Below are 24,525 nucleotides of genomic sequence, written 5' to 3'. Positions count from 1 at the left end.
CCTATGAGCTACCTCAATACCTTATTCCTGGCCGTCTATCCCTACGTGGCACTGGCGGTCTTCCTGGTCGGAAGCCTGATCCGCTATGATCGGGACCAATATACCTGGAAGACGGCTTCCAGCCAGATATTGGAAAGCAAACAACTCCGTATTGGCAGCATCCTGTTCCACATCGGGGTCATCGCCATTCTTCTGGGACACTTCGTCGGTCTTCTGACACCCGTTGCGGTTTGGCATGCCTTTGGCATTTCAGCCAGCTTCAAACAGGGTGTCGCCATGGGCGTTGGCGGCCTGTTCGGTATCATCTGTTTCTTTGGACTGGTCATTCTTATCAAGCGTCGTCTGACCAATCCCAGAGTCAGAGCCTCTTCCACTAACATGGATATCGCGATTCTGTTGCTGCTGTTTGCGCAACTCTGCCTCGGCCTGCTCAGCATATTTGTCTCCGCAGGTCATATGGATGGTGCAGAAATGCTGAAGATGATGAATTGGGCGCAATCCATCGTGACATTCAATGCTGCCCAGGCAGCGGGCGTGATGGAAGATGTGCATATCATCTACAAGCTTCATATCGTCCTCGGCATGACCCTGTTCCTGCTGTTCCCGTTCAGCCGTCTGGTACATGTCTGGAGCATTCCAGTACGTTACTTTACGCGCAACTACCAAGTGGTACGCGGCATCGCCAGATCCTGAGGAGATACATGCGGGCCCCCTCGGGCCCGCTGATCCTTTCAGCCAGACACCGAGTCACAACCCACCGAATACCGGGACATCAACATGAATTCCATCCTCGTCAACGGTACCGAAATTACGCCGGACCAGATCTATAGCGAAATGCAGTTCTTCCCATCGACGACAGTAGACGATGCTCAACAGGCTGCCACCCGCTCTCTGGTGATCAAGGAGTTATTGTGTCAAAGGGCCGATTCACTCGGTCTGAAAGCAGATAACACGGACGATTTACTGGAAATGCTTATTGAAAAGGAAGTGGAAATACCTCATCCCACTGAAGAGGAGTGTGTCCGCTTTTATGATAGCCACCCCGTGGAATTCAGCAGTTCTCCTTTGGTTGAGGCAAGGCATATTCTGCTCGGGGCCGCCCCCGATGACGCCAAAAAACGGAGTGATAGTGTCGCTCAGGCTGAAGCGCTGATAAAACGATTAGAGGAATCGCCGGACGAATTTGCAAAGCTGGCAGAGAAGTTTTCGGAGTGTCCCTCCAAAGCCACCGGGGGATCTCTGGGCCAGGTGTCACAGGGACAAACCGTGGCCGAATTTGAAAAGGTATTATTCCGTGCCGAAACCGGACTTATGCGTCACCCTGTTGAAAGTCGTTACGGTGTGCATGTGGTGTATATCGATCGTAGCATTCCCGGGCAACAGCTTCCCTACGAGATGGTCGTTGAAACGATTCGTCATTATCTTGAGGAACGAGCTGAACGACAGGCTGTTGCCGATTACCTGAGGCGTTTGGCAGACAGTGCCGAAATTGAAGGCTACGAGATTGCTGAATCGCCTCTTATTCAATAATCGTTTTTGCCAAGAACAGATGAAGAGGCGCTAAAGCGTCTCTTCATTGATGTGATTCTGCCTGCTGCAAAGGCACACGATACTGTAATGCAGCCCCCAGCTGTTCTCCCCATTGATGTGCTTTGATCACTCTGAGGCACCAGCGGTTAATCAGATTCTGCAACGGCCGGGGGATCTGCTCAATATCAACGCTGTCCATTAGGTTCTTCACTTCATGTCCAAGCTCCGTATCGCCCAAAATCAACAACCGGCGTTGGAAGAAAAGCGTATCCGGATCAACGCTATGAGTGGCAATCTGCATAAATGCCAGGGCATCCCCCCGAATTTCGGTATCCGCGTCCTGTCCTTTGGTAACCACCACATTTCGCTGCGGCGACAAACCGAATTCCAAATCCAGGTTCATATCGACCACCGATATTCGAACCCGTCTGCTGACCAGACTATCAAAATCCCCCTCAGCAATACGGTCCCCCAATATCCGTTCAATAATTTGCCTCATCACCAGACACTGTACCTGCGAGGGCAATGTTCTGAAGGGTGTCGCGGCATAAAACATAGGGCGCTTGAATACTTCCAGGGGATCGGGCGCAAAGCCCAAAGGAGAAGAAGGGAAACGTTGTTTGATTGAGCGAAGGAAAGACACAGTGGACATCTCTCTATGAACCATAGGAGGCACTATTAAAACGACTTTAACCGTTAGCGGCATTGATATCAGTCAACTAGCGACTGACCTATTCACAATAGGCTGGTCACACACATTTGTTTATCGAATTTTCAATTATCAATCATTGCAGTTATTCAGAGGTGAACATGGAACTGGTATGTCCCGCCGGGAGTCTTCCGGCCTTCAAGGCAGCCGTGGAAGCAGGTGCCGATGCAATCTATATCGGGTTTAAAGACAACACCAACGCACGCCACTTTGCCGGTTTGAATTTTGACGACCGTAAGGCCAGGCAGGCATTGGATCTGGCCCGGGACAAAGGCGTCAAATTATTTGTAGCCATCAACACCTATGCCCAACAGAGAGAATGGCATCGCTGGAAAGCCGCAGTGGACCAGGCAGTATCCATTGGCGCTAATGCATTGATCGCGGCGGATATGAGCGTGATGGAATATGCCCATACTCAGCATCCCGATCTGCATCTCCATCTCTCCGTCCAGGGATCCGCCACCAACTTTGGGGCGTTACAGTTCTATGTGAATCAATTCAATATCAAACGCGCGGTTCTGCCCAGGGTGTTGTCATTGAAACAGGTTAAGCAGGTGGCTGCCGCCAATGTTGTAGATGTCGAAGTGTTCGGGTTTGGAAGCCTCTGTATCATGGCAGAGGGGCGCTGCTATTTATCGTCGTACATTACCGGCGAATCACCCAATACACAGGGAGTATGCTCCCCTGCCCGATTTGTGGAATGGCGGGAGACGGGACAACATTTGGAATCCAGGCTGAATAATGTGGTCATTGACCGCTACCAGCCGGAAGAAAAGGCCGGATATCCAACGCTCTGCAAGGGCCGCTTCGATGTGGACGGACATCGCTATCACGCACTGGAAGAACCCACCAGCCTGAATACCTTAACCATACTGCCCGAGTTGCAGGCCGCAGGTGTCAAGGCCGTCAAAATAGAAGGACGTCAGCGCAGCCCGGCCTACGTGGGACAAGTGGTATCGGTCTGGCGCAAGGCATTGGACAAGCTCAAGCAAAGCCCGGAGAACTTTAGGGCTGATAACCAGTGGATGGAAGTGCTCCAGTCATTGTCTGAGGGCAGCCAGACGACTCTCGGCGCTTATTCACGCCCCTGGCAGTAAATCAATCGAGATCAACGTACTTTTAAAATCACAGCACTCTCAAGACAAAAGTACTTTCAAGATAAAAGCATCTAGCACGGGATAACTTGATGAAAATCACCCTTGGTCCTCTTCCCTACTTCTGGGAAAAAAACACCGTTCTCAACTTTTACCAGGCTGCTGCCGAGTCCCCGGCGGACGTTATCTATCTGGGAGAATCAGTCTGCTCTAAAAGGCGTCAGCTTAGTCAGGAAGATTGGGTGGCTCTGGCCAAAGAACTGAATCAGGCAGGTAAGCAAACAGTACTATCCACACTGGCGCTGATTGAGGCGGAATCAGAACTGCATTCCCTGAGGCGGCTGTGTGAGCTGGCCGCAGACGAAAACCTGCTGGTGGAAGCCAATGATATGGCGGCCGTGCAATTTCTGAGTGAATTAAAGCAACCATTTGTGGCCGGGCCGGCTTTGAACATCTATAACGGATCCAGTCTTGACCTGCTGGCCCGCGCCGGTTGCATACGCTGGGTCCCCCCACTGGAACTTGGCAAAGATGCGATTGCCGACATTTGCGAGGCAAGCACGCAGAAACCCGAAACCGAGCTGTTTGCCTACGGGCACATGACGCTGGCGTATTCCGCCCGCTGCTACACGGCCAGAGCCCACAATATTCCCAAGGACCAGTGCCGGTTTATCTGTCTGCAACACCCAACGGGCATGAAAGCGACCAGCCAGGATGGACAGGAACTATTTACCTTGAACGGCATTCAGACCCAGTCCGGCAAATGCCTGAATCTGCTCAACCAATGGCAGGAAATACGCTCGCAGGGAATAGAGTTGATCAGACTGGCGCCGGAAAGCCCAGCGGTATTGAATCTGGTGAGCAGCCTGAAAGATTCCATGGAGAACGACCTTACCACGGTTACCCCCTATACCGAACAACATTGCAATGGTTATTGGAATCGGCTGGCCGGGATGGAATTACAGGTCTGAACAACCAGGTTGTATTGACGGTAGCGTGTATGGCGCTGCCGTTAAAACCCCGGACAATGAGCAGCTTTCGGCCTATACATTTTTAACATATTGTCACCTCAACAGCTCTGGTGGCCTATACTTAGGCTGAGACAAGCCAGTGGCGGCGATATGAGAAACGATTTGTTCGCAATAGCAGTAGGGATATTCCTTTCCATTTCCGTACATGCCAAAGAGACGATTACGGTGGGTAGCGGAGAATGGCCGCCTTATACCGGCGTGGAACTCAAGGAAGGAGGGTTCTGCACGCACATTCTGAGAGAAGCCTTAAGCGACTACGATCTGGAAATCGTCTACCTCCCCTGGAAGAGAGCCTCCCAAAGTGTCATGGACGGAGAACTGGACATCACACTGTGCTGGATACCAAATGAGGAAAGGTTGAAGAACTTTATCTTCACAGATCCGTTGATGGTCAATAAGAAGGTGTTCTTCCATCGTAAGGATTTCAAATTTGACTGGAACACCATTGACGACCTGAAGAACTACAGAATCGGAACCGCGTTGGGTTACTCCTACGGAGACGAATTTGACAAGGCCGCCAAAGAAAAGCGAATCACCATTGAACCGGTCACAGACGACGCGACTAACCTGAAAAAACTGTTACTGGGCAGAATTGATCTTTTCCCTGTGGAAATGGTGGTCGGCTACACCACGCTCTATGAGATTTTTCCTTCTTCTCAAGCCCGCCTCATCACCAATCATGAAAAGGCTCTATTGAGATCCTCCTACCATGTCATGATATCCAGAAACATCCCTCAGGAACGGGCACTGAAAATTCTCTCCAGCTTCAACGAAGGTATCAAACGGCTAAAAGAATCAGGAGAATACGAGAAGCTCGAAACCCTTCTGATTGAGGGTTATTACAATCCATAACCACCCTATGCCATCTGATCTCTCCTCACCAGTTCTCCACCCGCGCTGCCTTTGTCGTCACTGCATTTATAGTATCCAAATTGCCCATCAAAAATTTCATATTTTTTTAGGTGCGGGTGTAGGATTTGCAAAACCTCATTCGTCTATGGTCTGAGATTAACTATATGGTCTGAGATTAACTAAAAAGGTACATCCCAATGCAATATATGTTACTGATTCATCATGACAAATCCTGGCCGGACAGCTCAGTGGACATGGAGGCTATTTTCGATCAGCACAGAAAGCTTCAGCAATTGAGTAAGTCCCGCGGACACTTTGTTGCAGGAGATCGACTCCAGGGCATTGAAACGGCCACCACTGTGCGTAAGCAAAATACTGAACTGGTGGTAACAGACGGCCCCTTTGCCGAATCCAAAGAAGTGTTTGTGGGTTATTACCTCATGGACTGTGAAAATCTAGATGAAGCTCTTGAATACGCCAGAATGATTCCGGTGCCGGAGAACGGAGGTGTGGAAGTTCGACCAGTCCATTATTCGGTTCCACGAGGCTAACACCCTCCCACACAAGGGGCTGTTCATGAATGATCATTCCATGAAGGTTCAGTTTCTCAATAAAGAGTTCATGTAAGAGACGTACATGCAAGAAGCCATCATGCAAGATGCCATCAAGAAAGCCTATGGTCCGGCCCTGGCCACGTTGATCAGGTTGACGGGCGAATTCGACCTGTCGGAAGACTGTCTTCAGGATGCCTGTCTGAAAGCGGTTGAGACCTGGAAGCAGCAGGTCCCCGACAACCCTGTCGCCTGGCTGGTAACGACGGCCCGTAACCGGGCCACGGATATCTTCCGACGTCGCCAGTATCATCAAAAATCCGTAGCGCCTTTTCTGGAGCTGGTGGATAACAGCACGGACACAGATCACCAGCAGGATCAGGACATCCTGCGCCAGCATATTCAGAATGACTATTTATGTTTGATCTTCACATGCTGCCACCCCGCCCTGGCCCTTGAGACACAGATCGCCCTGACGCTGAAAACCGTCGCTGGGTTGTCCCTGCCGGATGTCGCACGCTCTCTGGTTGTGGGTGAAAAAACCATGGAACAACGCCTGCTCAGGGCCAAACAAAAAATTACCCAGGCCCGAATTGCCTATCAGATTCCGGCCCCACGTCATTTGGAAGCGCGCCTGGGGGCAGTGTTGAAAGTCATTTATCTGATATTCAATGAAGGCTATAGCTGCAGCCCCGGAGAGAATGCCATCCGGGAATCCCTGTGTCAGGAGGCGATCTCCCTGGCAGAAACCCTTTTAAAACTCTACCCGGAAAACAGCGAAGTTCTGGGCCTGACAGCGCTTCTCCATTTCCAGAATTGCCGACACGATGCCCGTATATCACCTGAAGGCGAGCTTATCCCTCTGGCGGAACAGAACCGAGACTTGTGGCATCAATCTCAGATCTCACTTGGCCGGCATTTACTGGATAAAGCTTTGAGTCTGCATCATCCTGGCCCTTATCAGGTTCAGGCAGCCATCGCCGCATTACATTGCACTGCCACGTCCAGCGAAGAAACCGATTGGGCACAGATTCTGATGCTGTATGACTCGCTGATACGGTTTGAAAACTCCGCGATCATTCAATTGAATCGGTCCGTGGCCCTTGCACACGTTTATGGCCCACAGGAAGCGATATCTCTTCTGGAAGGATATTCCCAGGACAAAACCCTGCAGACATACAGCCATTACCATGTAGTCCTGGGACACCTGTACGAGCAGGCCGGACAAGTATCCGAATCCCTGCGGCACCTACAAAAGGCGCATGAGCTCTCAAATACCGGCGAAGAACAAAGGTATCTGGCGCGGATGATCGCCAGGCTTTCCCAGAATTAACCTTAAATAATTTTCTGCTTCGTGTAGGTTTTTCAAATCCTCGTTCGTCTACTCCAGGAACTAACCCAAAACGAATGAGGTGACAAAATGAAAGTATATCTGGTTTACGGCTCCCCTAACTGCCGCAAGGTACTGGCAACCATCAAACATCTGGCGCTGGACGTGGAGATCGAATATCTCCAGTTCGACAAAGGAGACCTGATGACACCCGAATACGCCGCCATCAACCCGAATCAAAAGGTACCGGCATTGGTTGACGGAGACTTCACCCTTTGGGAATCCAATGCCATATGCCAGTACCTGGCATGCCAATACGGCTCCGGAAAACTGTTTTCCGGGACGCCACAGGAAAGAGCCAATATTTCCCGCTGGCTGTTCTGGGAAACCGCTCACTTTAACCAGGCCTCCGGTACTATTCTGCTGGAAACCTTCTTTAAGCCGTTGTTCATGGGTGCTCCCGGGGATCCAGCAAAGATTGCAGAAGGTAAGGAGAATTTTCAGAAATTCGCCAGCATTCTGGATGACCACTTGGCTCAATATCCGTATGTGGCAGGCGACAAGCTGACAATCGCGGACTTCGCCCTTGCCTGCCAATCCGACCACTGGGACGCCGGCGGAGTACCCTTCCAACCATTCAAAAACATCATTCAATGGCTGGAGAGACTGAACCAATATGACAGCTGGACCTCCAGCCAACAGATCAACGAGAAAATGCTGGAAGCCGTGGAAGAAGCCGGTTGATGCACTCGAAAATCAGCTGGCTGAAGCGGTCTGCAACCTCGTAGGAGATCTCTCACATCCCTTTAGGATATGTAGCCTTTCGCCTAATCGGGCGAGTCACTAATATAGACATCGTAGGGATGCAATTAGCGACGTAGGGACACGATGCATGGAAGCGGCAAGGATGATTAACGAGCCTCAGGATTTGGCAAAGGAAGCGCTTATTGCAGCGGGGCACAACTCAGGTTGTGTCCCGCATTCCTATTTCCTCAATTTATTACTCTCCACTCCCCCACAGCAAGACCGTCACTTGAATCACAAAGTACCTTCGACGGTATCCGCTGACATGAAACAGTTTGTTCTGAATACTCTCGCCCGAATTCGCTAGTTCAGATCCCCCATTTGGGTGGGGAAATTCACTAATCTAATTTTTTATAGTGTGGCGTATACGAGCTACACCGTTTTGCATTTGTATATGTGAGACGGTGACAGCCAACCAATAAGTCTTATAAAAACAATAAAGACACAGGTTTCGCCGCTATGAATTCAATTACAAGCTTTCTGAGGGTTCTCAGAAAACACAAAGGCTACAGCATTGTCGCCGGTTTAGTATTATGCGCCGGTCTATTGGGGATGTTTCTGCATCAGGGAGCATCAGCCCCGTCTCCAGATTCTATAGGGCAAATTCCGTCCGCTGCCACTGACAAGCCGCGCCTTGCAGCCACTACAGAAAAGCAAACATCTGCCTCCTCCGACAACGATGTCACTCCAGAAAAAGATTCGACCGTTGAAGCAGAAAATCCCTACTTTGAGCGTGAAGTAAAAGCCCGCCTTGCTCAGGTTGCCGATCTTTATGCGGAACAGATTCGTTACCCGACGTTCTCCATGCCGATCCCTGGTCGGGATGCCCTGCCAAAGTATCTTCCCAACCAAAGTTTCGCCGCCACCATGCCACTGGACTTTAAGGATAAGAACAGCCCGACTATTTCTCTGAAGACTGATAAACGCCAGTATTTTAAAGGCGAAGAAATAACCGCCATTGTATCTGTCGATGGATTGAAAGAAGGCACCTGGCTAAAAGTAACAGGCAGACTGGTGGAAAATGGAAACACACTGCAACAGGCTGCTGGCTCTCAGGTCGAAAGCTCCTCGGTCGAAGGTTCCCAGATCAATGCTTCCACGCCAACCTACCAATTGCAATTCGCCCCCGGGCAAAATGCCACACAACCTTCCGGCACAGAGTTGCGGGCTGTTGCCAGCCTAGAGCTCGATGGACGCACATACGAAATAGGCACTCCGATTACCTATGTAGAAAGCGTCGCCAACATTACGCATGTCGATGTGTCCCAGGTTAATGGAGAATATCTCGAGATTCCCGTTCACATCGATACCTCCAATCCCGGATACCACGAACTCGGTGCCAATCTGTACTCAGCAGATACGGATCAGCCGCTGATCCATTTGACCGCACAACAGGAGATCCGCAGCAGCCGCGGAATTATCCCGTTACGCGCTCATATCAGTGCACTGAAGCAGCAGGGGAACAGCGGGCCTTATATCCTCAAGGACCTCATGCTCGCGCGCATGCCATCACCACCAACCTATACCACTGAATATGGCCATACGTCACAGGAGTCATATGCCGTTACCGGGCATGACTTTGATGAATATGACGATGTGCCCTATGTGGACGAAGAAGCGCAGAAACGCCTGGAGTTTCTTCGTCAGCTGGGTAGTGTCCAATAACAACAAAAGCAGGCCTATCCAGAGTGCGATCTGAGCTGCCGAATGTCACGGCAGTCAGTCAATATCCATGAGCAATTCCGACTGTTTGCTCTCCGTAACAATGATAAAAACTGGAGAATTAAGGTGAAAAAACTCAAACTGATACTGGCCGCTGTGCTGATGCTGGTGGCCACCGGTTCCTACGCTCAACTTGCCGGAAAGAATGTGATCCTGATTCAAGGGTTTCTTCCCTGGCACATCCCCCTCCCGCCAAGTGATAACGGTCAGGCCGATGGTATCGCCTATTGGGATTCCTTCGACCCGGCTCTGAAAGATCCCGCCACAACAAAGATTCTGTATTGGCCTTCCAGTAAACGGCTGCCCGGAGCTGGCGGTATTGCCGAATTGATTGCCACCCAATTACAGCCTATTTTGTCTTCCGGCCACTGTGACAATGATTGCATCATCATCACCCATTCCACCGGTGATCTGGTCATGCGTTACGTATTGGCCAATAAAACTTCCCTACTCGGTTCAGCCCTCGCAGATCGCTTCAAAGTAGCAGCGGTCATTGACATGGCCGGTGCAGGTGGCGGAACAGAGTTGGCCAATTTTGGCGTGGATGTCGTCAACGGTATTAACCATGGTGCGGATATCCTGGAAGCTCTGCTGGAGTTCCTCGGTTACAATCTGGAAATCGGCATGGACCCAGGCGTCGCGATTGATCTTCAGCCCACCGTCGCAAGAGGCACCGCAGTCAACACTTTCCCGTCGATTCCTCGTCTGCGTATTGCCGGATCTGGGGATGAACTCTATGGTTTTGCCACTCACCCGCTCATCAAAGGGACCGATGATAGTGTGGTTCCCCTGCATAGCGCCTGTGGGGCTGCTCTTGATCAGGGATACGATTCCTGCGTCCAGGATCTACGCATGGACGGCAGGGTCACCACCGTCAGCAACGCACCGTCTTTGAACCAGCTCTATAACTTTCACTTCCCTGTGATCATGAGTGAAAAGATGGCGCATAACGAAATGCAGGCAGACAAGGACGGCAGGGACATGACGTTTGCCCTGAGCGGCGCCAACCTGTACAACAGCAGCAGTGCCAAAACGATAGACGTAGATGTGGAGTACCACACGGTTTATGCCTGGTGGGATTGGTTCCGCGAATATCGTTACATTACAGATGCGGATGACAAAACCATGGGAAGAGTCATCCTGGATTCATTTGAGTAATTCAACCACCTATAGCCTGCCCGGTCAGGCTATAGGTTATCTATTTCAATCAGCGCCGGTATAACAGCTTCATCCCAAACTCTTTTAATTTCCTCTTCTGTGGCATCTGTGTGATGCCTTTTTTTGATTCCGTGATCAGCCAGTTCCAAATGGTATGAAGGCTCGATATCGTATCGTTTCAGGCAGTTCCGGACACAGTGCAGCAGACAACCGTCAAGGGCGAGAATCTTACGTCCACGTTGAGCAGCACGAACCAGCGGTTGTACATCTCCCCCAATGCCGGCGATACAGGACATTTCCGCCAAATGTTCCCGGTCCAAGCGCACGGCCAGAGCGTTGGCCATCTGGGCCGCACTGGAACAACCGGAACAGGCATATACCAAGGGTAGCTCCGCATAGGAACGCTGCTGCTGGGCAGCAATAAACTCCAGATGTTTAATCTTCTCAAACATAACAACCTCCGCCAGTTACTTACAGCAGATTAATTCAATAAAACTAAGCCTCTATCCGTGGCGACCGTCGACTCTGGGGCTCGTCAGAATTCCTGCGTACCCGGTCAGAAAAATAGTAAATCCGGCGATCCACAAGGCTGCGGATAGTTTCAGCCAGACCAGATACCAATCGGGGAACATCAATGGCAGCAACACCCGGCACACCACACCCGCCAGCAGAAACATGAGAGAGAGAACATACTGTGGCGGGGGTTGTGACAGATCACGGCCAGTGTGTCCGATCGAAACTCTTCCCATCATTGACACTGTAATCAGGCCGATTCCACCCAATGCCAGGGCATGCACTGCGAGCAAACGGGAAAATGCAAGAATGTCCGCCAGGGCAAACATCAGAAACCCCAATGCAATACACCAGAATGCGATATACAGACTCCATAGCATTGGACGTCCCCAGACGGGAGCCTTATGCCAGAGAATCAGGCGAGAGGCATTGGCCAGAAACACGATCAGCGCTGCCACCTGTCCAATGACATTGGCCGGAGAGACGAGTTCGGAAATAAAAAACACCAATAGGCCTGCCAGGCTGGCAGCATCCAACCACCGGGAATTAGCAAGCTCCACCCCCAGAGCACTGCGGACAAAGAAGGGGATTACCCGACGACCAATCGTCAGAATTAATGCCACAACCAGATAAAGGGCGCCGTATAGACTGATTGGAATCCAGTCTGGATGCTTCAGCAAAACGCCCAGGTAAAACAGAAGATTCCCTGCAAACAGCAGCCCCAGTTTGATCATGATACCCAGCTGTCGCCATTGTTTGACCTGGATGATCGGCCGACAAACAGCGGCCACCAACGCCAGGTTAAACAACAGATCCATGACGGCAGAGAACTCCACCAGGGAATCCCCCAACCATAATGACACCCTGGCCAGTAACCATAATCCGACCAGCATACCCAGAGGCCATCCGCGTAGTGTTTCTTTTCCAGTCCAGTTACGTACAGCCGTAAGTAGAAAGCCGGCGATTACCGCCATCGCATAGCCGTAAAGCATTTCATGAGCATGCCATTGGGGGCCGGCCAGCCGGTCAAACTCAAGGGTGAGATAGCCGGTAAATACCAATATCCACAAGCTCATGGAGACAGTGGCGACGATGGCCGCTCCGAGAAAGAAGGGACGAAATCCCAGATTCAGCACTGTTGGATAATGAGTTTCTTTCATGCAGCAGGTCCCTGACAGGAAAACAGAGTAATGACCAGTACCAGAATCAGGACCCAGAATCCCGACAGAAACTGCCAGAACAATACCGGGCTGCGATCATCTCCCAAACGCGGATCATTGCGTAGAAATTCCGGGTTTGGGTGCAACAGGTCCTTCAAGAATTGATCGATCGTCAGATAGCGTTGATCCGGATCTATGGCGACACCTTTCTCCAGCGCCCGATCAAACCACAATGGTATCACCGGGTTGAACTGTGAGGCCGTACGGTAGCGTAAGCGGTCATAGTCAAAAGCAGACCGGCATTCATTGATCTGCTCCCCATAGGGCAGCTCACCGGTGAATATTTCATAGGTGATCGTCGCCAGCGAGTACAGATCACCCTGTCGGGCACTGTTATGTCCCAGCAGGTATTGCGGATCGGAGTAACTTGCGGTCCCCAACGCTCCCTCCTGTTCCAGTGGTCGAAAAACTTCAGCCACTCCTGCCACATAGACGGAACCAAAATCCACCAGTTTGATATCACCTGACGGCATCACCATGATATTGGCAGGCTTCAGATCCTGATGGACCGTGTCATGATCGTGCAATGTACGCAGCCCCTGCGCAATCTGTTTAACCAGTTGTATCGCCCGTTTGGGCTTGGGAAACCGGTTATGGGTCATCCAGCGATCCAGCGACTCCCCTTCCACATACTCCATTAAATAGTACAGAGCCGTCCGTTTACTGGTCTGGGGAATCACCCTCACCACCCTTGGGCTGTTAATGCGCTTACCGATCCATTCTTCCTGAATAAAACGGTCAATGTAATTCATGTCCTCTTCAAAATTACGCGAGGGTGTTTTCATCACCATCTGCTCAGCGGTTGACTGGTCTCTCACCAGATACAGCTGGCTGCGAGCTGAGGCGAACAGCTCCCGCACCACTTCATAACCGTCCAGCACCATTCCAGGCTCAAGGTCCGGTGGAAAAGGCAATCGGTTCAGTTCACCGCTGTAATCTTCCAGCGTAGAATCAGGTAATTGCAGAACCCGGACAATAATCACACTGATATTGTCATCGCTTCCGGCCTGTAAAGCATGATCAACAATGCGGTCCGCCAGTTTCTGGGCACTTGCGGTATGACCGTCTTCCGACTGGATCAAGAGAGAGACAATCTGCTCCCTACTCAGGAAGTCATGGACCCCATCCGAGGTCAACAGATAAATATCCTCCAGCATCACCGGCGACTGGCCGTAGTCAATCTGGATAATGCTGTCCATGCCTAGCGCCCTGGCCAGCATACGACGGCCACCACCCAGCGTTGCCACATGGTCGCGGCTCAATTGCTGTAGCTCTCCTTCCCTGAGCCGGTACAAACGGCTATCTCCCAGGTGAAAAAAGTGCGCCGTGCGGGATTTCAAAATCAATCCGGTAAAGGTACAGAGATACCCTTTTTCCTGCTGTGTGAACTCATGGCTGCGTTTGTAGAGTTTAAGATTGAGAGAGGTTAGGGCTTTGCGTCCGGCATGCTCCACTGACCAGGTATCCGGTGTAATCAGGTAATCCTGCTGGAAATCGGCCACCGCCTGCCGACTTGCTTCTTGCCCAGCTTCGCAGGAGCTTACCCCGTCAGCCAAAAGAAATACGGCGCCTTTCGACGCCGTTTGTGAGTTGCCTTCCAGGAAAGTATGGCCCACAGCATCTTCATTCAGTGGCTTCACGCCTGCTGTGGTCAGTTGTCCAATGTCCAACTGCATTTCCATACTTCCTCCCGTTGTTGTTAGCCTAGGCTTTGATTTGCCAAGACGGTATTTTTGGTCACTCTTTCAACCGACCGCTTAGCCGACATCAATCATATGAACAGTGCCGTCCTCCATCACTTCCGCAATCTGCCCTCTGGGCTCATCCAGGAAAATACAAGCCAGGAAGATCAAAGCCGCAGATCCCGCAATCACCAGGAAGAATGTGCTGTAATCAACAAAGGATAGTACAGTCAGGTAGCACACCGCACCCACGTTGCCATAAGCCCCTGCCATGCCTGCAATCTGACCGGTCATGCGTCTTTTCACCAGAGGAACAATGGCAAATACCGCGCCTTCACCGGCCTGGACGAAGAAGGAACAGGCCATGGTGGCGATGACTGCCAGAGGCACCCACCAGTCGCCGTCTATCTGGCTGAGTACCAGATAACCAAGCGCCAGTCCGCCAATCAGAATCATCATACTTTTACGACGACCGAACTTGTCACTGAAGTGGCCTCCTGTGGGTCTGGCCACCAGATTCATGAATGCGAATCCAGATGCCAGCAAGCCGGCTTTCACAGGGTCCATTCCATCAAAGGTTTCCAGGAAGAACAGAGGCAGCATGGAAACAACCGCCAGTTCAGATCCGAAGGTAACGAAATATGCCAGGTCCAGAATGGCAACCTGCTTGAATTTGTAGTGCTCGTACTCTGGAACGCCGTCACGAAGATGTTCATAGTTCACTTTCCAGATCTGGTGTGCCTGGAACACGTACAGCAGTACCAAAGCGCCCCAAAGGATATAGGTCGTGGTATCACTCAGCAGACCCAATCCCGCAGGAGAAAGTTTCCACGCCAATACCGCCAGCGCCAGATACATGGGAACATTCATCACCAGATAGAAGATCAGGTCCTTCATGCTGGTGACTTCCAGCCCGCCGGTCTTTTTCGGTTTGAAGTAGGTAGAACCTTTAGGGGTGTTGTGGGCATTCTTGTAGTAAACCAAGCCATACAGGCCAGCAATAATACCGGTCAGGCCAAGCGCATAGCGCCAGCCGTCGTCACCACCGAACATTAATGCCAGAGTCGGTAGTGTCATGGCGCCGGCTGCAGATCCGAAGTTCCCCCAGCCACCATAGATGCCTTCTGCGATACCGACCTGTTTAGCAGGGAACCACTCGCCCACCATACGGATACCGATCACGAATCCGGCACCGACAAAGCCCAGTAAAAAGCGAAACAGCGCTAGAGACTCATAGGTCGTTGCCGTGGCAAACCCGAGACAGATAAAGGAAGAAATGACCAACAGACCGGAATAGACGATTTTCGGACCGAATTTATCCACCAGCATCCCTATCAGGATTCGGGAAGGAATCGTCAATGCCACGTTGAGTATCAGCAGTGCTTTTACCTGCTGATCCGTAAGGCTGAATGCTTCCCGGATAAATGCGAGAAGAGGTGCATGACTGAACCAGACAACAAAAGTCAGGAAGAAAGCAAACCAAGTGATATGCAAGGTTTTAATTTTGGGGTCGCTGAACCTGAACAGATTCAAACTGCCGTCGTTCATATGTGTCTCCTGAATACAGGCCCATGAAATTCACCTGCAATATCCCACCTCTATTACGGAGGAAAATTGATACGCATCAACTCGTCACATGTTCAATTTTTAACCTCTTTCGGGGACCTACCCCTTATGGGAAATAAGAAATTTCCCATAACCTCGCGATATTACTGACGGACTACCTCCAAGGTGGTATTTCCGCCCTGCAAAAGGGGAAACCTAGAGGCAATGGAGGCATGGGGGTTTGGAACACAAAAATACTGGTTATGCTGAACACATCGAAAGGCTCAGGCTAATATGAACTAATGACGCAAAGAGCAAACTCCAGCGAAATTCTCTATACAGAAAGGCTCGGCCAGCGGGCACTGGCGGCTGCGACTCTTGCATTCGCCGCCAACTTTTCAGTATGGACACTGTATGCCGTCCTGGGACTTAACCTGCGTGAAGAGCTACAGCTGAGCGCCACAGAGTTTGGCCTGCTGCTGGCCTCCCCGATGTTTACGGGAGCGCTATTGAGGTTCCCCGCCGGCATTCTCAGCGAACGCTATTCCTGCCGCCGCCTGTTCCTCTGGCAAATGCTCATTGTTGTCCCAGTACTTTTTGCCCTGCCCTGGATGGAGAGTTACCTCGAATACATCTCTGCGGGCATGTTGCTGGGAGTATCCGGAGTATCTTTCACGATTGGCATTCGTTATGTCACACCATGGTTTGAGAGACGTCAGCAGGGGTTTGCCCTCGGGGTTTTCGGTGCCGGCAACGCTGGTGCCGCCATTACGCTGGTATTGGCTCCGCTGATTATCCAGTACTGGGGAGAAAGCCATGTTGGTCCTCTTTACGGGATCGGCATGCTGGTGATGATTGTCGTATTCATGCTGATCGCTCCAGAAGAAACCCGCTATATGCAGTCACAGAAAACCGTTGTCCTGCAGGATCAGCTGGCACCTCTGAAGCATTTGCAGATATGGCGTTTCAGCCTCTATTACTATTTTGTCTTCGGCAGCTTCCTGGCTTTGCTGATGTGGCTTCCTCACTACTATGTTGAGGCTTATCAACTGAGTCAGCCCCAGGCCATGCTGTTCACTCTGGTATTCGTTTCAACCTCCAGCATCGTCAGAGCTCTGGGAGGATGGTTTGCTGACCGCTACGGCGGACGGGCGGTAAACTGGAGCGTTTTCTGGATTTGCCTGGTGTGCCTGTTTTTCCTCAGCTACCCCCGCACCAGCATGACCATTCATGGCATCACCCATGATGTGCAGCTCAGCCTGGGAATCAACCTGACCCTGTTTACCGTGCTGATTAATATTATCGGTATCGCCCAGGGCTTCGGACGCGCGTCGGTCTATAAAATCATCCATGACTATTATCCAAATCACATGGGAAGCGCTGGAGGCACCGTTGCTACACTAGGCGCGGTTGGCGGCTTTACCCTGCCCGTGATATTCGGTATCGCCGTCGACTTCATGAACATTTTCTCCGCCTGCTTTATGGTGCTGTACGGCGTGCTTGCCGGCTGTATGATTGTGATGCATTTTGCCAATGAAGCTGAACGGCAAAGGCGCAGGGTTCAGCAGGCGATTGAGCATAACTTTTTGGAAGAAGATTGAGGCTCAGTACGGATTACCCCAACCGGGTTTTGATTCTCTCGTAGAAATACTCCAGAAATACCCTGAGCTTTGGCGTGGCTCCACGATGGCTCGGATATACAGCATAAAACCTTTTGGATTCCATCTCCCAACCCGGCAATACCGGTTTGAGGAGTCCTTTGGTCACCAAAGAATCTCCAATGTAGTGCGGTAACAATGCCACTCCCAGGCCACCTAATGCGGCATCGGCAATAGCATCGAAATCCTCAACCGATAATATCGGTTCTATTTCAATAATTTCCTGTTGAGAGCCAGAATTCAAACGCCAAATAGCTTTTGAACCGACAGCACTCATATGCAGACATGAATGGTCCAGCAGGTTTCCGGGAGTTTCCACAGCCGCATGGCCAGCCAGGTATTCAGGACTGGCATAGAGCAGAAGCCGTGCAGTGCCCAGATATTTAGCCACAAGAGACGAATCTTTAAGCTCCCCCACCCTGATCGCTAAATCAATCCCTTCACTCACAATATCAACTCGCCGATTTGAAAGCTCCAGATCTATCCGAATATCGGGATATTTGCGCATGAAACCCGAAAGTTCGGGCTTGATAATTTGCTGCCCCACTGTGACGGATGCCGCCACCCTAATCAGGCCTCTGGGGGTTCCTTTCATTTGGCTGATTGAGGCCTCAGCATAATCCAGCTCATCCTTAATTCGAACGGCATGATCAAAGTACATTCTCCCGGCCTCCGTCAAATGAAGTGTTCGGGTCGTTCTCTCGATCAGCCTTATTCCAAGCTCATTCTCAAGCCGGGAAACCTTTCGGCTGATATTCGACTTTGGTAAGCCCAAGCGTTCAGCAGCTGCGCTGAACGACCCCGCCTCAATCACATTTACAAAAACCAGAATATCGTTCAGATCCCGCATTATTGTTACCCCATACGGAACAGTGAATTATCAAACCGCATATATATCTCAATATTTGCAACAAATAACATGTTCCTCATACCAAGTCATCAAACATTTCAGGTGTGAAATATGAAGATTCTGCACAGAGATTCACTCCCCAAAGGGGGCTTCCAAGGCGTTCGGGAGCATCAACTCGTCAAAGGCTCCAAGGCTTTTGGAGTTCATCAGGGCCCACATGCCTGGGACGGGATTGGCAACTTTGTTTATCTGGCTGACGCACGCTTTGTCCCATTCGGCGAAACCAGCATGCATGGCCATCGTGAGGTTGACGTCATTTCAGTGATGGTCGAAGGGAAATTATCTCACGAAGGATCGTTACAAAACGGGCAAGCACTTGAAGCCGGAGATATACAAGTCCAGCGCGCTGGAAGCGAAGGGTTCACCCACAACGAAATCAACCCTGAAGCCAATGAAAACAGGATGATCCAGCTGTGGGTACTCCCAGACAAATCTGGTGGACGCGCGGGCTATAAAACCTACCGTCCGGAGGACTCTACAGTGACAACCATCTATGGAGGAGACTCACCCCAAGTAAACACTTTTGATAGCAAAACACACATCGATATCGCTCGCCTGGGAGAGAAGGAAGAGTTGGCCATCGAGCATGAAGCGATGATCTATGTCACAGGCGGATCTTTAACCATCAATGGCAAGGAAGTAAACGACGGCGACCTGATTCGAGGCAATGAGCTGAATATCAGCGCGCAGTCCGATAGCCAGTTAATTGTGATCTACGAAGCAAACTGAATTCACCGGAGAAAAAAAATGACTACTTCAAAATATGCAGAGCGATTGACAAAAGACAACGCAGTCCTCGCAATGATTGACCACCAAACCGGCCTGCTGGTGAGTTGCCGAGATCAGGAGCCTCACTTGCTTAAGGCTAACATCCGTGGGCTTTGCCAGTTGGCTAAAACCGTAGATTTACCCAGCGTTGTGACGGCCAGTATGCCGCAAGGTCCCAACGGTCCAATCATGCCGGATATTCTCGACATCCTGGGCAATGAGGTCATTGAACGTCCGGGAGAAATCAATGCCTGGGATAATCCAGACTTCAAAGCTGCCATTGAAGCCACCGGTAGAAAGAAAATCATCATGGCCGGCATTGTCACCGATGTGTGTTTGATGTTCCCGGCAATCTCTGCTGTGGCAGAAGGATACGACGTTTACGCAGTAGTCGATGCATCCGGCACCTGGAATAAAACCGTTCAGGAAGCCAGCCTTCACCGTATGTCTCAAGCCGGTGTCAAGGTATCCACATGGGCTTCAGTACTGGCGGAAATCATGCACGACTGGAGAAGTGAAAAAGGCTTCGAACTCGGTGGCGTATTAGGGGAGCACACGTCATATAGCTGGGTTTACAACAGCTTCTTAACCGCCTCAGACCAAAGCTAATTCATTGAGCCCGGATGAAAATCCGGGCCTGTTTCAAAGAGATTCATTCCGATGAAAACTGCATCCAGACATATAAACGCCTTCTTAACTTTCTTAGGGTTACTCCCTCTGGTGTATTTTATTCCGCCCGTGTTCGAAAGGTTAATTCCGGACAACCATTTTTTTGTCGTCATGTTGTCCGTTGCTGCCATCGTGATTCTCATGACCTATCTCATAATGCCTCTGTTTCTACGCTCACTTAAGCTTTTTACCTCCAACAGAAAGCAAACTTGAGCAACGGCAAGATCCTTCAACTAGTGCCAATCAACTGATACCAATCAACGATAATAGCCAGGAGCCCAAAGATGAAACGATTTAGCCAAGAACATCGCCATTACATGGCCTTAAAATGTTTCCTTGCCTTATTAGTCACCTTCAGCTCACTGATCACCACATCTGAAGTTCAGGCACAGAAGCTTGTCGCCTCAATAGCAGAACTCCCTGGCCTGGCCGAAAGAAACCAGTCTGGCATCCTGACTGAGTTCGTAAAGCAGCTGAATGAACAGGATGAAGAGTGTGATATCACCTTTATCATTGCCCCTTTCAAACGCTCAATCATGGACGTTAGTTCGGGCTGGGCAGACTTTCAGTTACCCATGTTAAATACCGATGACATTGGATTTGATAATGTCCGTCTTAGTCGATTTAAAATCGATGAAGTCCGCTTTGCTTTATACACACGAGAAGATTCCACGCTAACCGTCAATGACCTGCAAAAGAATCAGTTACCAGGCTCCATAAAGATCGCCACGGACTCAGCTCACACCAAGGTATTTCCGTTTCCGGTTGAAGAATCCTCCTGCCTGACATGTATCGTTAAAAGACTTCATGCAGGATGGATTGATGGTGTTCTGTTTGCTGAAAAGGAGATTGATTCTATCATTCGAGAACTGAAAATCACTGGAATCAAGAAACAACACTTCAGAACCTATGACGGGCATATTGTGCTGCCGAAAGGCAAGAAGGGAGACAAGATTGAAGCCCGACTTGAGAAGCTGATCAGGAAGCTGAGCGACAGAGGGCTGTTAAACAATTTCTTCCATTTCAGGCCCTCCAATGAGAGCGAACTCGCAGAGGGAGAAATGAGTAGTAAATTCAACGATTATTGATGGCAGCTATCAGACCTGAAAATTACGACGAATTATCCACCATCACTATCCCAGTTCCTGATAGCACGGGAAAGCATTGGCTCATAGTCCAACACCAAACTATCCCTGCACCATCTGAGAAAAGTTCTGACGACTTCGATCTGATTGTGGTCACATAGAAATCTGAAGTTCTGATCATTCGCAGTATGATTCTTTACCCTGGCGTATTTATTCAATGCACTAATGGTGTTGTCGAACACGAGACTTCCCTCCTCCTTCATGTGATCTACGCACCATAGCATATAAAGGGGTACGGCCCGGTCGAGCGAAATTTCTGGAATATCCCACATAATATCGGGATGGTTTTCAATATAGACTTCTGACAGTCCCCTTTCAGCAAGCGACGGGAAAGCTTTAATGAGTTCTTCGCGCATTGTTATGGAATCTATAGCGACATCCTCCACCCTGACTGGCATTTCATCAATATGTCCCTCAGATCTCACCAACACTACTCATTTGGTACTGGCTTAACCATCAGTTCCCATATACCACCATGTATGAAACTGAGATGGGACGCCACAGGTAACGAAGACACTATCCTGTATTCCATATTGAGATACAGGCTTCTTGCCAGGCGATTCTCTGATGAAACAATCAGGCTCATTGTGTTAGCCCCATGCTCCCTGGCCTGCATTTCAGCATCCGCCATCAATTTAGTGGCAATCCCCCGGCCACGGTAGTTTTCATGGGTCGCAATGGCATTGATATACCAACTTCCCGGAACTTTTGCTTCCAGTTGAATCAAAGATCTTACTGGCTCAGGGTAATCGGCAAGATCGCCAATATCATAAGGATCATCCAATTTGTAGGAGATCACCATCCCGGCAATATCTTCCTCTATCCTGATGACTTTGGCATTTGTGTAGCTGAATCCGCCTTCCTCCCGTGCGGCACGTTTGGCGCCAACTTGCAGAGGCGTTTCTGATCCCTCAACCATTCCCGACCACAGGAGTTCAGGGAACCCTTCTCCCGCCAGATTAATCAGGTAAGCCAATTCTCCGGCGTCTTCTTTATTGGCTGCTTCTATTTTCATATTCCCCTCCATGCCATTCATTGCTGATTGTGGCCAATCGCCAGGACAGCTCGATCCGGATAGCCTATTCAAATAGATAGATTCATATGTTCCAGATTGTCAATCTTCTCTTCCAATAGAAGGTTTTTATCAACTCATTTCCCCTTCAACTACCCATAAAGGAATACCCCTTCTGCCTCCCGCTGTACTGACGGGATTTGATAAAGATCAAGCCGACTGTTGCCATCGTTTCTCTACAATGATTCCAGTTCATACCAGTTGCTATTAGCGGAGATTGTTATGCCGAATTACCCGAGTGCGGTGGTGCAATCGGGCACTGCAGAGGCCGGCCAGGCGTATCCGACATTGGAGGATACCTATGGCAGGCGCTTTCAGTACCTGCGCCTGTCGGTGACCGAGATCTGCAATTTCCGTTGCAACTACTGCCTGCCGAACGGCTACCAGAACGTCAGTAAACCACTGCCTCTGAATCAGGTGGAAATAGATACCCTGTTGCAGGCTTTCAGTGCTCTGGGAACCCGGAAAGTCAGACTCACCGGGGGAGAGCCGGCAACGAGACGGGATCTGGATACGCTGATAGCCATGGCTAAGTCCCCCCCTGGAATTCAGAAAGTCGCACTCACCACTAACGGCTACAACCTGAAGCAAAAGATCGCATCCTGGAAACAGGCTGGTTTAGACGCCATCAACGTTAGTGTCGATAGCCTGGATGCGGCCCAGTTTTCACGAATTACAGGCCACGACATCCTGCCAAAGGTTCTGGCAGGGATCGATAGGGCCATCGAACTCGGATACTCAAACATCAAGATCAATGCTGTATTGCTACAGCAGTTCAATGTGGACCAGCTGGAACGGTTTGTGGATTGGGTGAAACACATGCCGGTCACTGTTCGTTTTATCGAGCTTATGGAAACCAGTGATAACCGGGTGTTCTTCAGGGAAAACCGTATTACCGGCGAGTCCATTAAAAGTCGACTGATGGAGCAAGGCTGGACGGAGAAACAACGTGACCGGTTTGCCGGGCCTGCCAAAGAGTTCAGCCATCCGGATTACAAAGGGAATATCGGACTGATCATGCCCTACAGCAAAGACTTCTGCGCCACCTGCAACCGCCTGCGGGTTTCGTCTGAGGGGAAGTTACATTTATGCCTGTTCGGTGACAGCCAGGTAGATCTGCGCCCTTACCTGTTACAAGGCGATGTGGTCGGAACAATCAGGGCGATACGGCAAAGCCTGCCGATTAAAAAATCAGGGCACGCACTGCATGATGGCTATACAGGATCGACACGTCATCTTGCATCTATCGGTGGATAGTGACTGAATATGCCCCCAACCATTATGAAACCAGAATTGGATAAACAGCCATGAAAGCCAGTCAAGAATTCCAGCCCCTGAAAATTGCGGTCCTGACAGTATCCGACACCCGCAACCGGGATACTGACACCTCAGGAAAGTACCTTTGTGAAGCCTTGCAGGATGCCGGTCATCTTTTTGCCGACCGGTTGCTGGTGAAAGACGATATCTACCAGATCCGGGCCATGGTATCCGCGTGGATCGCCGATCCGGAAGTTCAGGTGATCCTGGTAACCGGAGGCACCGGTTTTACTGCCAGGGACAGTACACCTGAAGCACTGATTCCACTATTCGATAAAACCATGGATGGCTTTGGCGAACTGTTTCGTCAACTATCCTATGACGATATCGGCACTTCCACGATTCAATCCCGCGCCGTAGGAGGACTAGCCAACAACACGGCCATATTCTGCCTGCCCGGCTCCACAGGTGCCTGCAAACTGGCCTGGGATGAAATACTGCAAAAGCAGCTTGATAGCCGACAGGGCCCCTGCAATCTGGCAGGTCTACTGTTTATGAAATAAAGCTCAGGGCAGCTTTCAAATAGCGGCCAAACCAAATTTGAAATAGCGATTTTCCAACGGGTGACGAAAGTTGTGCCGGGAACGGGCGGTGGTCCAACACGAGCGTTGCAGGAAACCTTAACACGCTCTAGAGTTATCACCTCTATCCATCCCTCATCAAGGAGAGTTCTGCATGGCAACCATCACCCTCAAAGGTAACCCTGTCCAGACTATCGGAGAACTGCCGGAAGTCGGCAGCAAGGCTCCGGACTTCAGCCTCGTCAAAAGTGATCTGTCCGAGGTTCATCTATCTCAATACGCTGGTTCCAGGTTGGTATTGAACATCTTTCCCAGTGTCGACACCCCGACATGTGCCACCTCGGTAAGAAAGTTCAATGAGAAAGCTTCTGCCATGAACAACACCAAAGTGCTGTGCGTATCAGCAGATCTTCCATTCGCTTTCGGACGTTTCTGTGGAGCGGAAGGCATAAGCAATGTTGAAACCGCCTCGGTATTCCGATCCCCGGATTTTGGCAGGGACTATGGCGTACTGATCACCAGCGGTCCCCTCACCGGCGTGCTTTCACGAGCTGTTGTAGTCATTGATGAATCCGGCAATGTACTTCATACCGAACAGGTGGCCGAAATTGCGGATGAGCCGGATTATGAAGCGGCTCTGGCGAAGCTTTAAGTAGCTTGATTCTGAAAAGATAAAGCCGGCACATGTGCCGGCTTTTTTGTGGCAGATTTATTGAATCCGGTG

Annotated in this window: 26 protein-coding genes; 18 read left to right on the top strand and 8 right to left on the bottom strand. The window is 50.4% G+C overall.

Annotation, left to right across the window (positions count from 1 at the left end; all coding sequences use genetic code 11):
• Positions 1 to 3 precede the first annotated feature (3 nt).
• Positions 4 to 693 carry a respiratory nitrate reductase subunit gamma gene (gene narI, locus BTA51_RS16475; protein ID WP_094709172.1) on the top strand — a complete coding sequence of 230 codons (690 nt, stop codon included), beginning with the start codon at positions 4 to 6 and terminating at the stop codon, positions 691 to 693.
• Between the two features lie 84 nt (positions 694 to 777).
• Complete coding sequence (locus BTA51_RS16470; RefSeq protein WP_094709170.1) at positions 778 to 1,530, top strand: peptidylprolyl isomerase; 753 nt, start codon at positions 778 to 780, stop codon at positions 1,528 to 1,530.
• A 43-nt stretch (positions 1,531 to 1,573) separates the two neighbouring features.
• Here the strand turns inward: BTA51_RS16470 and BTA51_RS16465 are convergent, their stop codons facing one another.
• Positions 1,574 to 2,182 carry an SCP2 domain-containing protein gene (locus tag BTA51_RS16465; RefSeq protein ID WP_210404849.1) on the bottom strand — a complete coding sequence of 203 codons (609 nt, stop codon included), beginning with the start codon at positions 2,180 to 2,182 and terminating at the stop codon, positions 1,574 to 1,576.
• 158 nt (positions 2,183 to 2,340) lie between these two features.
• On the opposite strand from BTA51_RS16465, the gene BTA51_RS16460 reads away from it, so the two are divergent.
• From BTA51_RS16460 to BTA51_RS16420, 9 genes are all read left to right on the top strand, one after another.
• On the top strand, positions 2,341 to 3,336 hold the full coding sequence (locus tag BTA51_RS16460; protein ID WP_094709168.1) for a peptidase U32 family protein: 996 nt from the start codon (positions 2,341 to 2,343) through the stop codon (positions 3,334 to 3,336).
• Positions 3,337 to 3,425: 89 nt separating this feature from the next.
• A complete protein-coding gene (locus BTA51_RS16455) occupies positions 3,426 to 4,304 on the top strand; it encodes a U32 family peptidase (protein ID WP_094709166.1) in 879 nt (292 codons plus the stop codon).
• A 150-nt stretch (positions 4,305 to 4,454) separates the two neighbouring features.
• Positions 4,455 to 5,216: an ABC transporter substrate-binding protein gene (locus BTA51_RS16450; protein ID WP_094709164.1), complete on the top strand. Its 762-nt coding sequence runs from the start codon at positions 4,455 to 4,457 to the stop codon at positions 5,214 to 5,216.
• Between the two features lie 197 nt (positions 5,217 to 5,413).
• Complete coding sequence (locus BTA51_RS16445; RefSeq protein ID WP_094709161.1) at positions 5,414 to 5,767, top strand: YciI family protein; 354 nt, start codon at positions 5,414 to 5,416, stop codon at positions 5,765 to 5,767.
• Between the two features lie 85 nt (positions 5,768 to 5,852).
• Positions 5,853 to 7,100, top strand: a complete 1,248-nt coding sequence (locus BTA51_RS16440) for an RNA polymerase sigma factor (protein ID WP_094709159.1) — start codon at positions 5,853 to 5,855, stop codon at positions 7,098 to 7,100.
• Between the two features lie 87 nt (positions 7,101 to 7,187).
• A complete protein-coding gene (locus tag BTA51_RS16435) occupies positions 7,188 to 7,841 on the top strand; it encodes a glutathione S-transferase family protein (RefSeq protein ID WP_094709157.1) in 654 nt (217 codons plus the stop codon).
• Positions 7,842 to 7,989: 148 nt separating this feature from the next.
• A complete protein-coding gene (locus BTA51_RS16430) occupies positions 7,990 to 8,208 on the top strand; it encodes a hypothetical protein (RefSeq protein ID WP_141215620.1) in 219 nt (72 codons plus the stop codon).
• Between the two features lie 152 nt (positions 8,209 to 8,360).
• The gene (locus tag BTA51_RS16425; RefSeq protein ID WP_094709153.1) at positions 8,361 to 9,566 is read left to right on the top strand and encodes a hypothetical protein; all 1,206 of its coding nucleotides are present in this window, start codon (positions 8,361 to 8,363) and stop codon (positions 9,564 to 9,566) included.
• A 123-nt stretch (positions 9,567 to 9,689) separates the two neighbouring features.
• The gene (locus BTA51_RS16420; RefSeq protein WP_094709297.1) at positions 9,690 to 10,781 is read left to right on the top strand and encodes a hypothetical protein; all 1,092 of its coding nucleotides are present in this window, start codon (positions 9,690 to 9,692) and stop codon (positions 10,779 to 10,781) included.
• Between the two features lie 29 nt (positions 10,782 to 10,810).
• Here BTA51_RS16420 and BTA51_RS16415 read toward each other — a convergent pair whose 3' ends face one another.
• The 4 genes from BTA51_RS16415 to BTA51_RS16400 all read right to left on the bottom strand — a co-directional run bounded on the left by BTA51_RS16415 (position 10,811) and on the right by BTA51_RS16400 (position 15,744).
• Positions 10,811 to 11,233, bottom strand: a complete 423-nt coding sequence (locus BTA51_RS16415; protein ID WP_094709151.1) for a putative zinc-binding protein — start codon at positions 11,231 to 11,233, stop codon at positions 10,811 to 10,813.
• A 51-nt stretch (positions 11,234 to 11,284) separates the two neighbouring features.
• On the bottom strand, positions 11,285 to 12,454 hold the full coding sequence (locus BTA51_RS16410; RefSeq protein WP_094709149.1) for an NnrS family protein: 1,170 nt from the start codon (positions 12,452 to 12,454) through the stop codon (positions 11,285 to 11,287).
• Positions 12,451 to 14,196 carry a bifunctional protein-serine/threonine kinase/phosphatase gene (locus BTA51_RS16405; protein WP_094709147.1) on the bottom strand — a complete coding sequence of 582 codons (1,746 nt, stop codon included), beginning with the start codon at positions 14,194 to 14,196 and terminating at the stop codon, positions 12,451 to 12,453. The genes BTA51_RS16410 and BTA51_RS16405 overlap by 4 nt, the downstream gene beginning before the upstream one ends.
• Before the next feature lie 75 nt (positions 14,197 to 14,271).
• Positions 14,272 to 15,744, bottom strand: coding sequence for a NarK family nitrate/nitrite MFS transporter (locus tag BTA51_RS16400; protein WP_094709145.1), 1,473 nt, complete (start codon positions 15,742 to 15,744; stop codon positions 14,272 to 14,274).
• 299 nt (positions 15,745 to 16,043) lie between these two features.
• Between BTA51_RS16400 and BTA51_RS16395 the strand changes: the two genes are divergently transcribed.
• Positions 16,044 to 17,342 (top strand): nitrate/nitrite transporter, encoded by a 1,299-nt coding sequence (locus BTA51_RS16395; RefSeq protein WP_094709143.1) that lies wholly within the window; start codon positions 16,044 to 16,046, stop codon positions 17,340 to 17,342.
• 13 nt (positions 17,343 to 17,355) lie between these two features.
• On the opposite strand, the gene BTA51_RS16390 is transcribed toward BTA51_RS16395, so the two are convergent.
• Positions 17,356 to 18,249: a LysR family transcriptional regulator gene (locus tag BTA51_RS16390; RefSeq protein WP_094709141.1), complete on the bottom strand. Its 894-nt coding sequence runs from the start codon at positions 18,247 to 18,249 to the stop codon at positions 17,356 to 17,358.
• A 111-nt stretch (positions 18,250 to 18,360) separates the two neighbouring features.
• Here BTA51_RS16390 and BTA51_RS16385 point away from each other — a divergent pair, with 111 nt between their 5' ends.
• The 3 genes from BTA51_RS16385 (at position 18,361) to BTA51_RS16370 (ending at position 20,834) form a co-directional block, all read left to right on the top strand.
• Positions 18,361 to 19,038, top strand: coding sequence for a pirin family protein (locus BTA51_RS16385; protein ID WP_094709139.1), 678 nt, complete (start codon positions 18,361 to 18,363; stop codon positions 19,036 to 19,038).
• 18 nt (positions 19,039 to 19,056) lie between these two features.
• Positions 19,057 to 19,686 (top strand): isochorismatase family protein, encoded by a 630-nt coding sequence (locus tag BTA51_RS16380; RefSeq protein ID WP_094709137.1) that lies wholly within the window; start codon positions 19,057 to 19,059, stop codon positions 19,684 to 19,686.
• 344 nt (positions 19,687 to 20,030) lie between these two features.
• Positions 20,031 to 20,834, top strand: coding sequence for a hypothetical protein (locus BTA51_RS16370; protein ID WP_094709133.1), 804 nt, complete (start codon positions 20,031 to 20,033; stop codon positions 20,832 to 20,834).
• A gap of 32 nt (positions 20,835 to 20,866) precedes the next feature.
• Here BTA51_RS16370 and BTA51_RS16365 read toward each other — a convergent pair whose 3' ends face one another.
• Entirely contained in the window at positions 20,867 to 21,316 is a 450-nt protein-coding gene (locus tag BTA51_RS16365) for a hypothetical protein (RefSeq protein WP_141215619.1), read from the bottom strand.
• Between the two features lie 5 nt (positions 21,317 to 21,321).
• Positions 21,322 to 21,906, bottom strand: coding sequence for an N-acetyltransferase (locus BTA51_RS16360; protein ID WP_094709129.1), 585 nt, complete (start codon positions 21,904 to 21,906; stop codon positions 21,322 to 21,324).
• 279 nt (positions 21,907 to 22,185) lie between these two features.
• Here BTA51_RS16360 and moaA point away from each other — a divergent pair, with 279 nt between their 5' ends.
• The 3 genes from moaA to tpx all read left to right on the top strand — a co-directional run bounded on the left by moaA (position 22,186) and on the right by tpx (position 24,453).
• On the top strand, positions 22,186 to 23,220 hold the full coding sequence (moaA, locus tag BTA51_RS16355; RefSeq protein WP_094709128.1) for a GTP 3',8-cyclase MoaA: 1,035 nt from the start codon (positions 22,186 to 22,188) through the stop codon (positions 23,218 to 23,220).
• Positions 23,221 to 23,270: 50 nt separating this feature from the next.
• Positions 23,271 to 23,783, top strand: a complete 513-nt coding sequence (gene moaB, locus BTA51_RS16350) for a molybdenum cofactor biosynthesis protein B (RefSeq protein ID WP_094709126.1) — start codon at positions 23,271 to 23,273, stop codon at positions 23,781 to 23,783.
• A gap of 172 nt (positions 23,784 to 23,955) precedes the next feature.
• Positions 23,956 to 24,453 (top strand): thiol peroxidase, encoded by a 498-nt coding sequence (gene tpx, locus BTA51_RS16345; protein ID WP_094709124.1) that lies wholly within the window; start codon positions 23,956 to 23,958, stop codon positions 24,451 to 24,453.
• The last annotated feature ends 72 nt before the right edge of the window (positions 24,454 to 24,525 follow it).

The sequence above is a fragment of the Hahella sp. CCB-MM4 genome (assembly GCF_002260525.1).
In the GTDB taxonomy this organism is placed as follows: domain Bacteria; phylum Pseudomonadota; class Gammaproteobacteria; order Pseudomonadales; family Oleiphilaceae; genus Hahella.
Note: the sequence above shows the minus strand (reverse complement) of the source record. Positions and strands in the feature narration are given on the sequence as shown.

What these genes read in the sequence shown, in the direction of transcription:
- narI (WP_094709172.1), top strand. Translation starts at nt 4, where the DNA reads ATGAGCTACCTCAATACCTTATTCCTGGCCGTCTATCCCTACGTGGCA.
- BTA51_RS16470 (WP_094709170.1), top strand. Translation starts at nt 778, where the DNA reads ATGAATTCCATCCTCGTCAACGGTACCGAAATTACGCCGGACCAGATC.
- BTA51_RS16465 (WP_210404849.1), bottom strand. Translation starts at nt 2,182, where the DNA reads ATGTCCACTGTGTCTTTCCTTCGCTCAATCAAACAACGTTTCCCTTCT.
- BTA51_RS16460 (WP_094709168.1), top strand. Translation starts at nt 2,341, where the DNA reads ATGGAACTGGTATGTCCCGCCGGGAGTCTTCCGGCCTTCAAGGCAGCC.
- BTA51_RS16455 (WP_094709166.1), top strand. Translation starts at nt 3,426, where the DNA reads ATGAAAATCACCCTTGGTCCTCTTCCCTACTTCTGGGAAAAAAACACC.
- BTA51_RS16450 (WP_094709164.1), top strand. Translation starts at nt 4,455, where the DNA reads ATGAGAAACGATTTGTTCGCAATAGCAGTAGGGATATTCCTTTCCATT.
- BTA51_RS16445 (WP_094709161.1), top strand. Translation starts at nt 5,414, where the DNA reads ATGCAATATATGTTACTGATTCATCATGACAAATCCTGGCCGGACAGC.
- BTA51_RS16440 (WP_094709159.1), top strand. Translation starts at nt 5,853, where the DNA reads ATGCAAGAAGCCATCATGCAAGATGCCATCAAGAAAGCCTATGGTCCG.
- BTA51_RS16435 (WP_094709157.1), top strand. Translation starts at nt 7,188, where the DNA reads ATGAAAGTATATCTGGTTTACGGCTCCCCTAACTGCCGCAAGGTACTG.
- BTA51_RS16430 (WP_141215620.1), top strand. Translation starts at nt 7,990, where the DNA reads ATGGAAGCGGCAAGGATGATTAACGAGCCTCAGGATTTGGCAAAGGAA.
- BTA51_RS16425 (WP_094709153.1), top strand. Translation starts at nt 8,361, where the DNA reads ATGAATTCAATTACAAGCTTTCTGAGGGTTCTCAGAAAACACAAAGGC.
- BTA51_RS16415 (WP_094709151.1), bottom strand. Translation starts at nt 11,233, where the DNA reads ATGTTTGAGAAGATTAAACATCTGGAGTTTATTGCTGCCCAGCAGCAG.
- BTA51_RS16410 (WP_094709149.1), bottom strand. Translation starts at nt 12,454, where the DNA reads ATGAAAGAAACTCATTATCCAACAGTGCTGAATCTGGGATTTCGTCCC.
- BTA51_RS16405 (WP_094709147.1), bottom strand. Translation starts at nt 14,196, where the DNA reads ATGGAAATGCAGTTGGACATTGGACAACTGACCACAGCAGGCGTGAAG.
- BTA51_RS16400 (WP_094709145.1), bottom strand. Translation starts at nt 15,744, where the DNA reads ATGAACGACGGCAGTTTGAATCTGTTCAGGTTCAGCGACCCCAAAATT.
- BTA51_RS16395 (WP_094709143.1), top strand. Translation starts at nt 16,044, where the DNA reads ATGACGCAAAGAGCAAACTCCAGCGAAATTCTCTATACAGAAAGGCTC.
- BTA51_RS16390 (WP_094709141.1), bottom strand. Translation starts at nt 18,249, where the DNA reads ATGCGGGATCTGAACGATATTCTGGTTTTTGTAAATGTGATTGAGGCG.
- BTA51_RS16385 (WP_094709139.1), top strand. Translation starts at nt 18,361, where the DNA reads ATGAAGATTCTGCACAGAGATTCACTCCCCAAAGGGGGCTTCCAAGGC.
- BTA51_RS16380 (WP_094709137.1), top strand. Translation starts at nt 19,057, where the DNA reads ATGACTACTTCAAAATATGCAGAGCGATTGACAAAAGACAACGCAGTC.
- BTA51_RS16370 (WP_094709133.1), top strand. Translation starts at nt 20,031, where the DNA reads ATGAAACGATTTAGCCAAGAACATCGCCATTACATGGCCTTAAAATGT.
- BTA51_RS16360 (WP_094709129.1), bottom strand. Translation starts at nt 21,906, where the DNA reads ATGAAAATAGAAGCAGCCAATAAAGAAGACGCCGGAGAATTGGCTTAC.
- moaA (WP_094709128.1), top strand. Translation starts at nt 22,186, where the DNA reads ATGCCGAATTACCCGAGTGCGGTGGTGCAATCGGGCACTGCAGAGGCC.
- moaB (WP_094709126.1), top strand. Translation starts at nt 23,271, where the DNA reads ATGAAAGCCAGTCAAGAATTCCAGCCCCTGAAAATTGCGGTCCTGACA.
- tpx (WP_094709124.1), top strand. Translation starts at nt 23,956, where the DNA reads ATGGCAACCATCACCCTCAAAGGTAACCCTGTCCAGACTATCGGAGAA.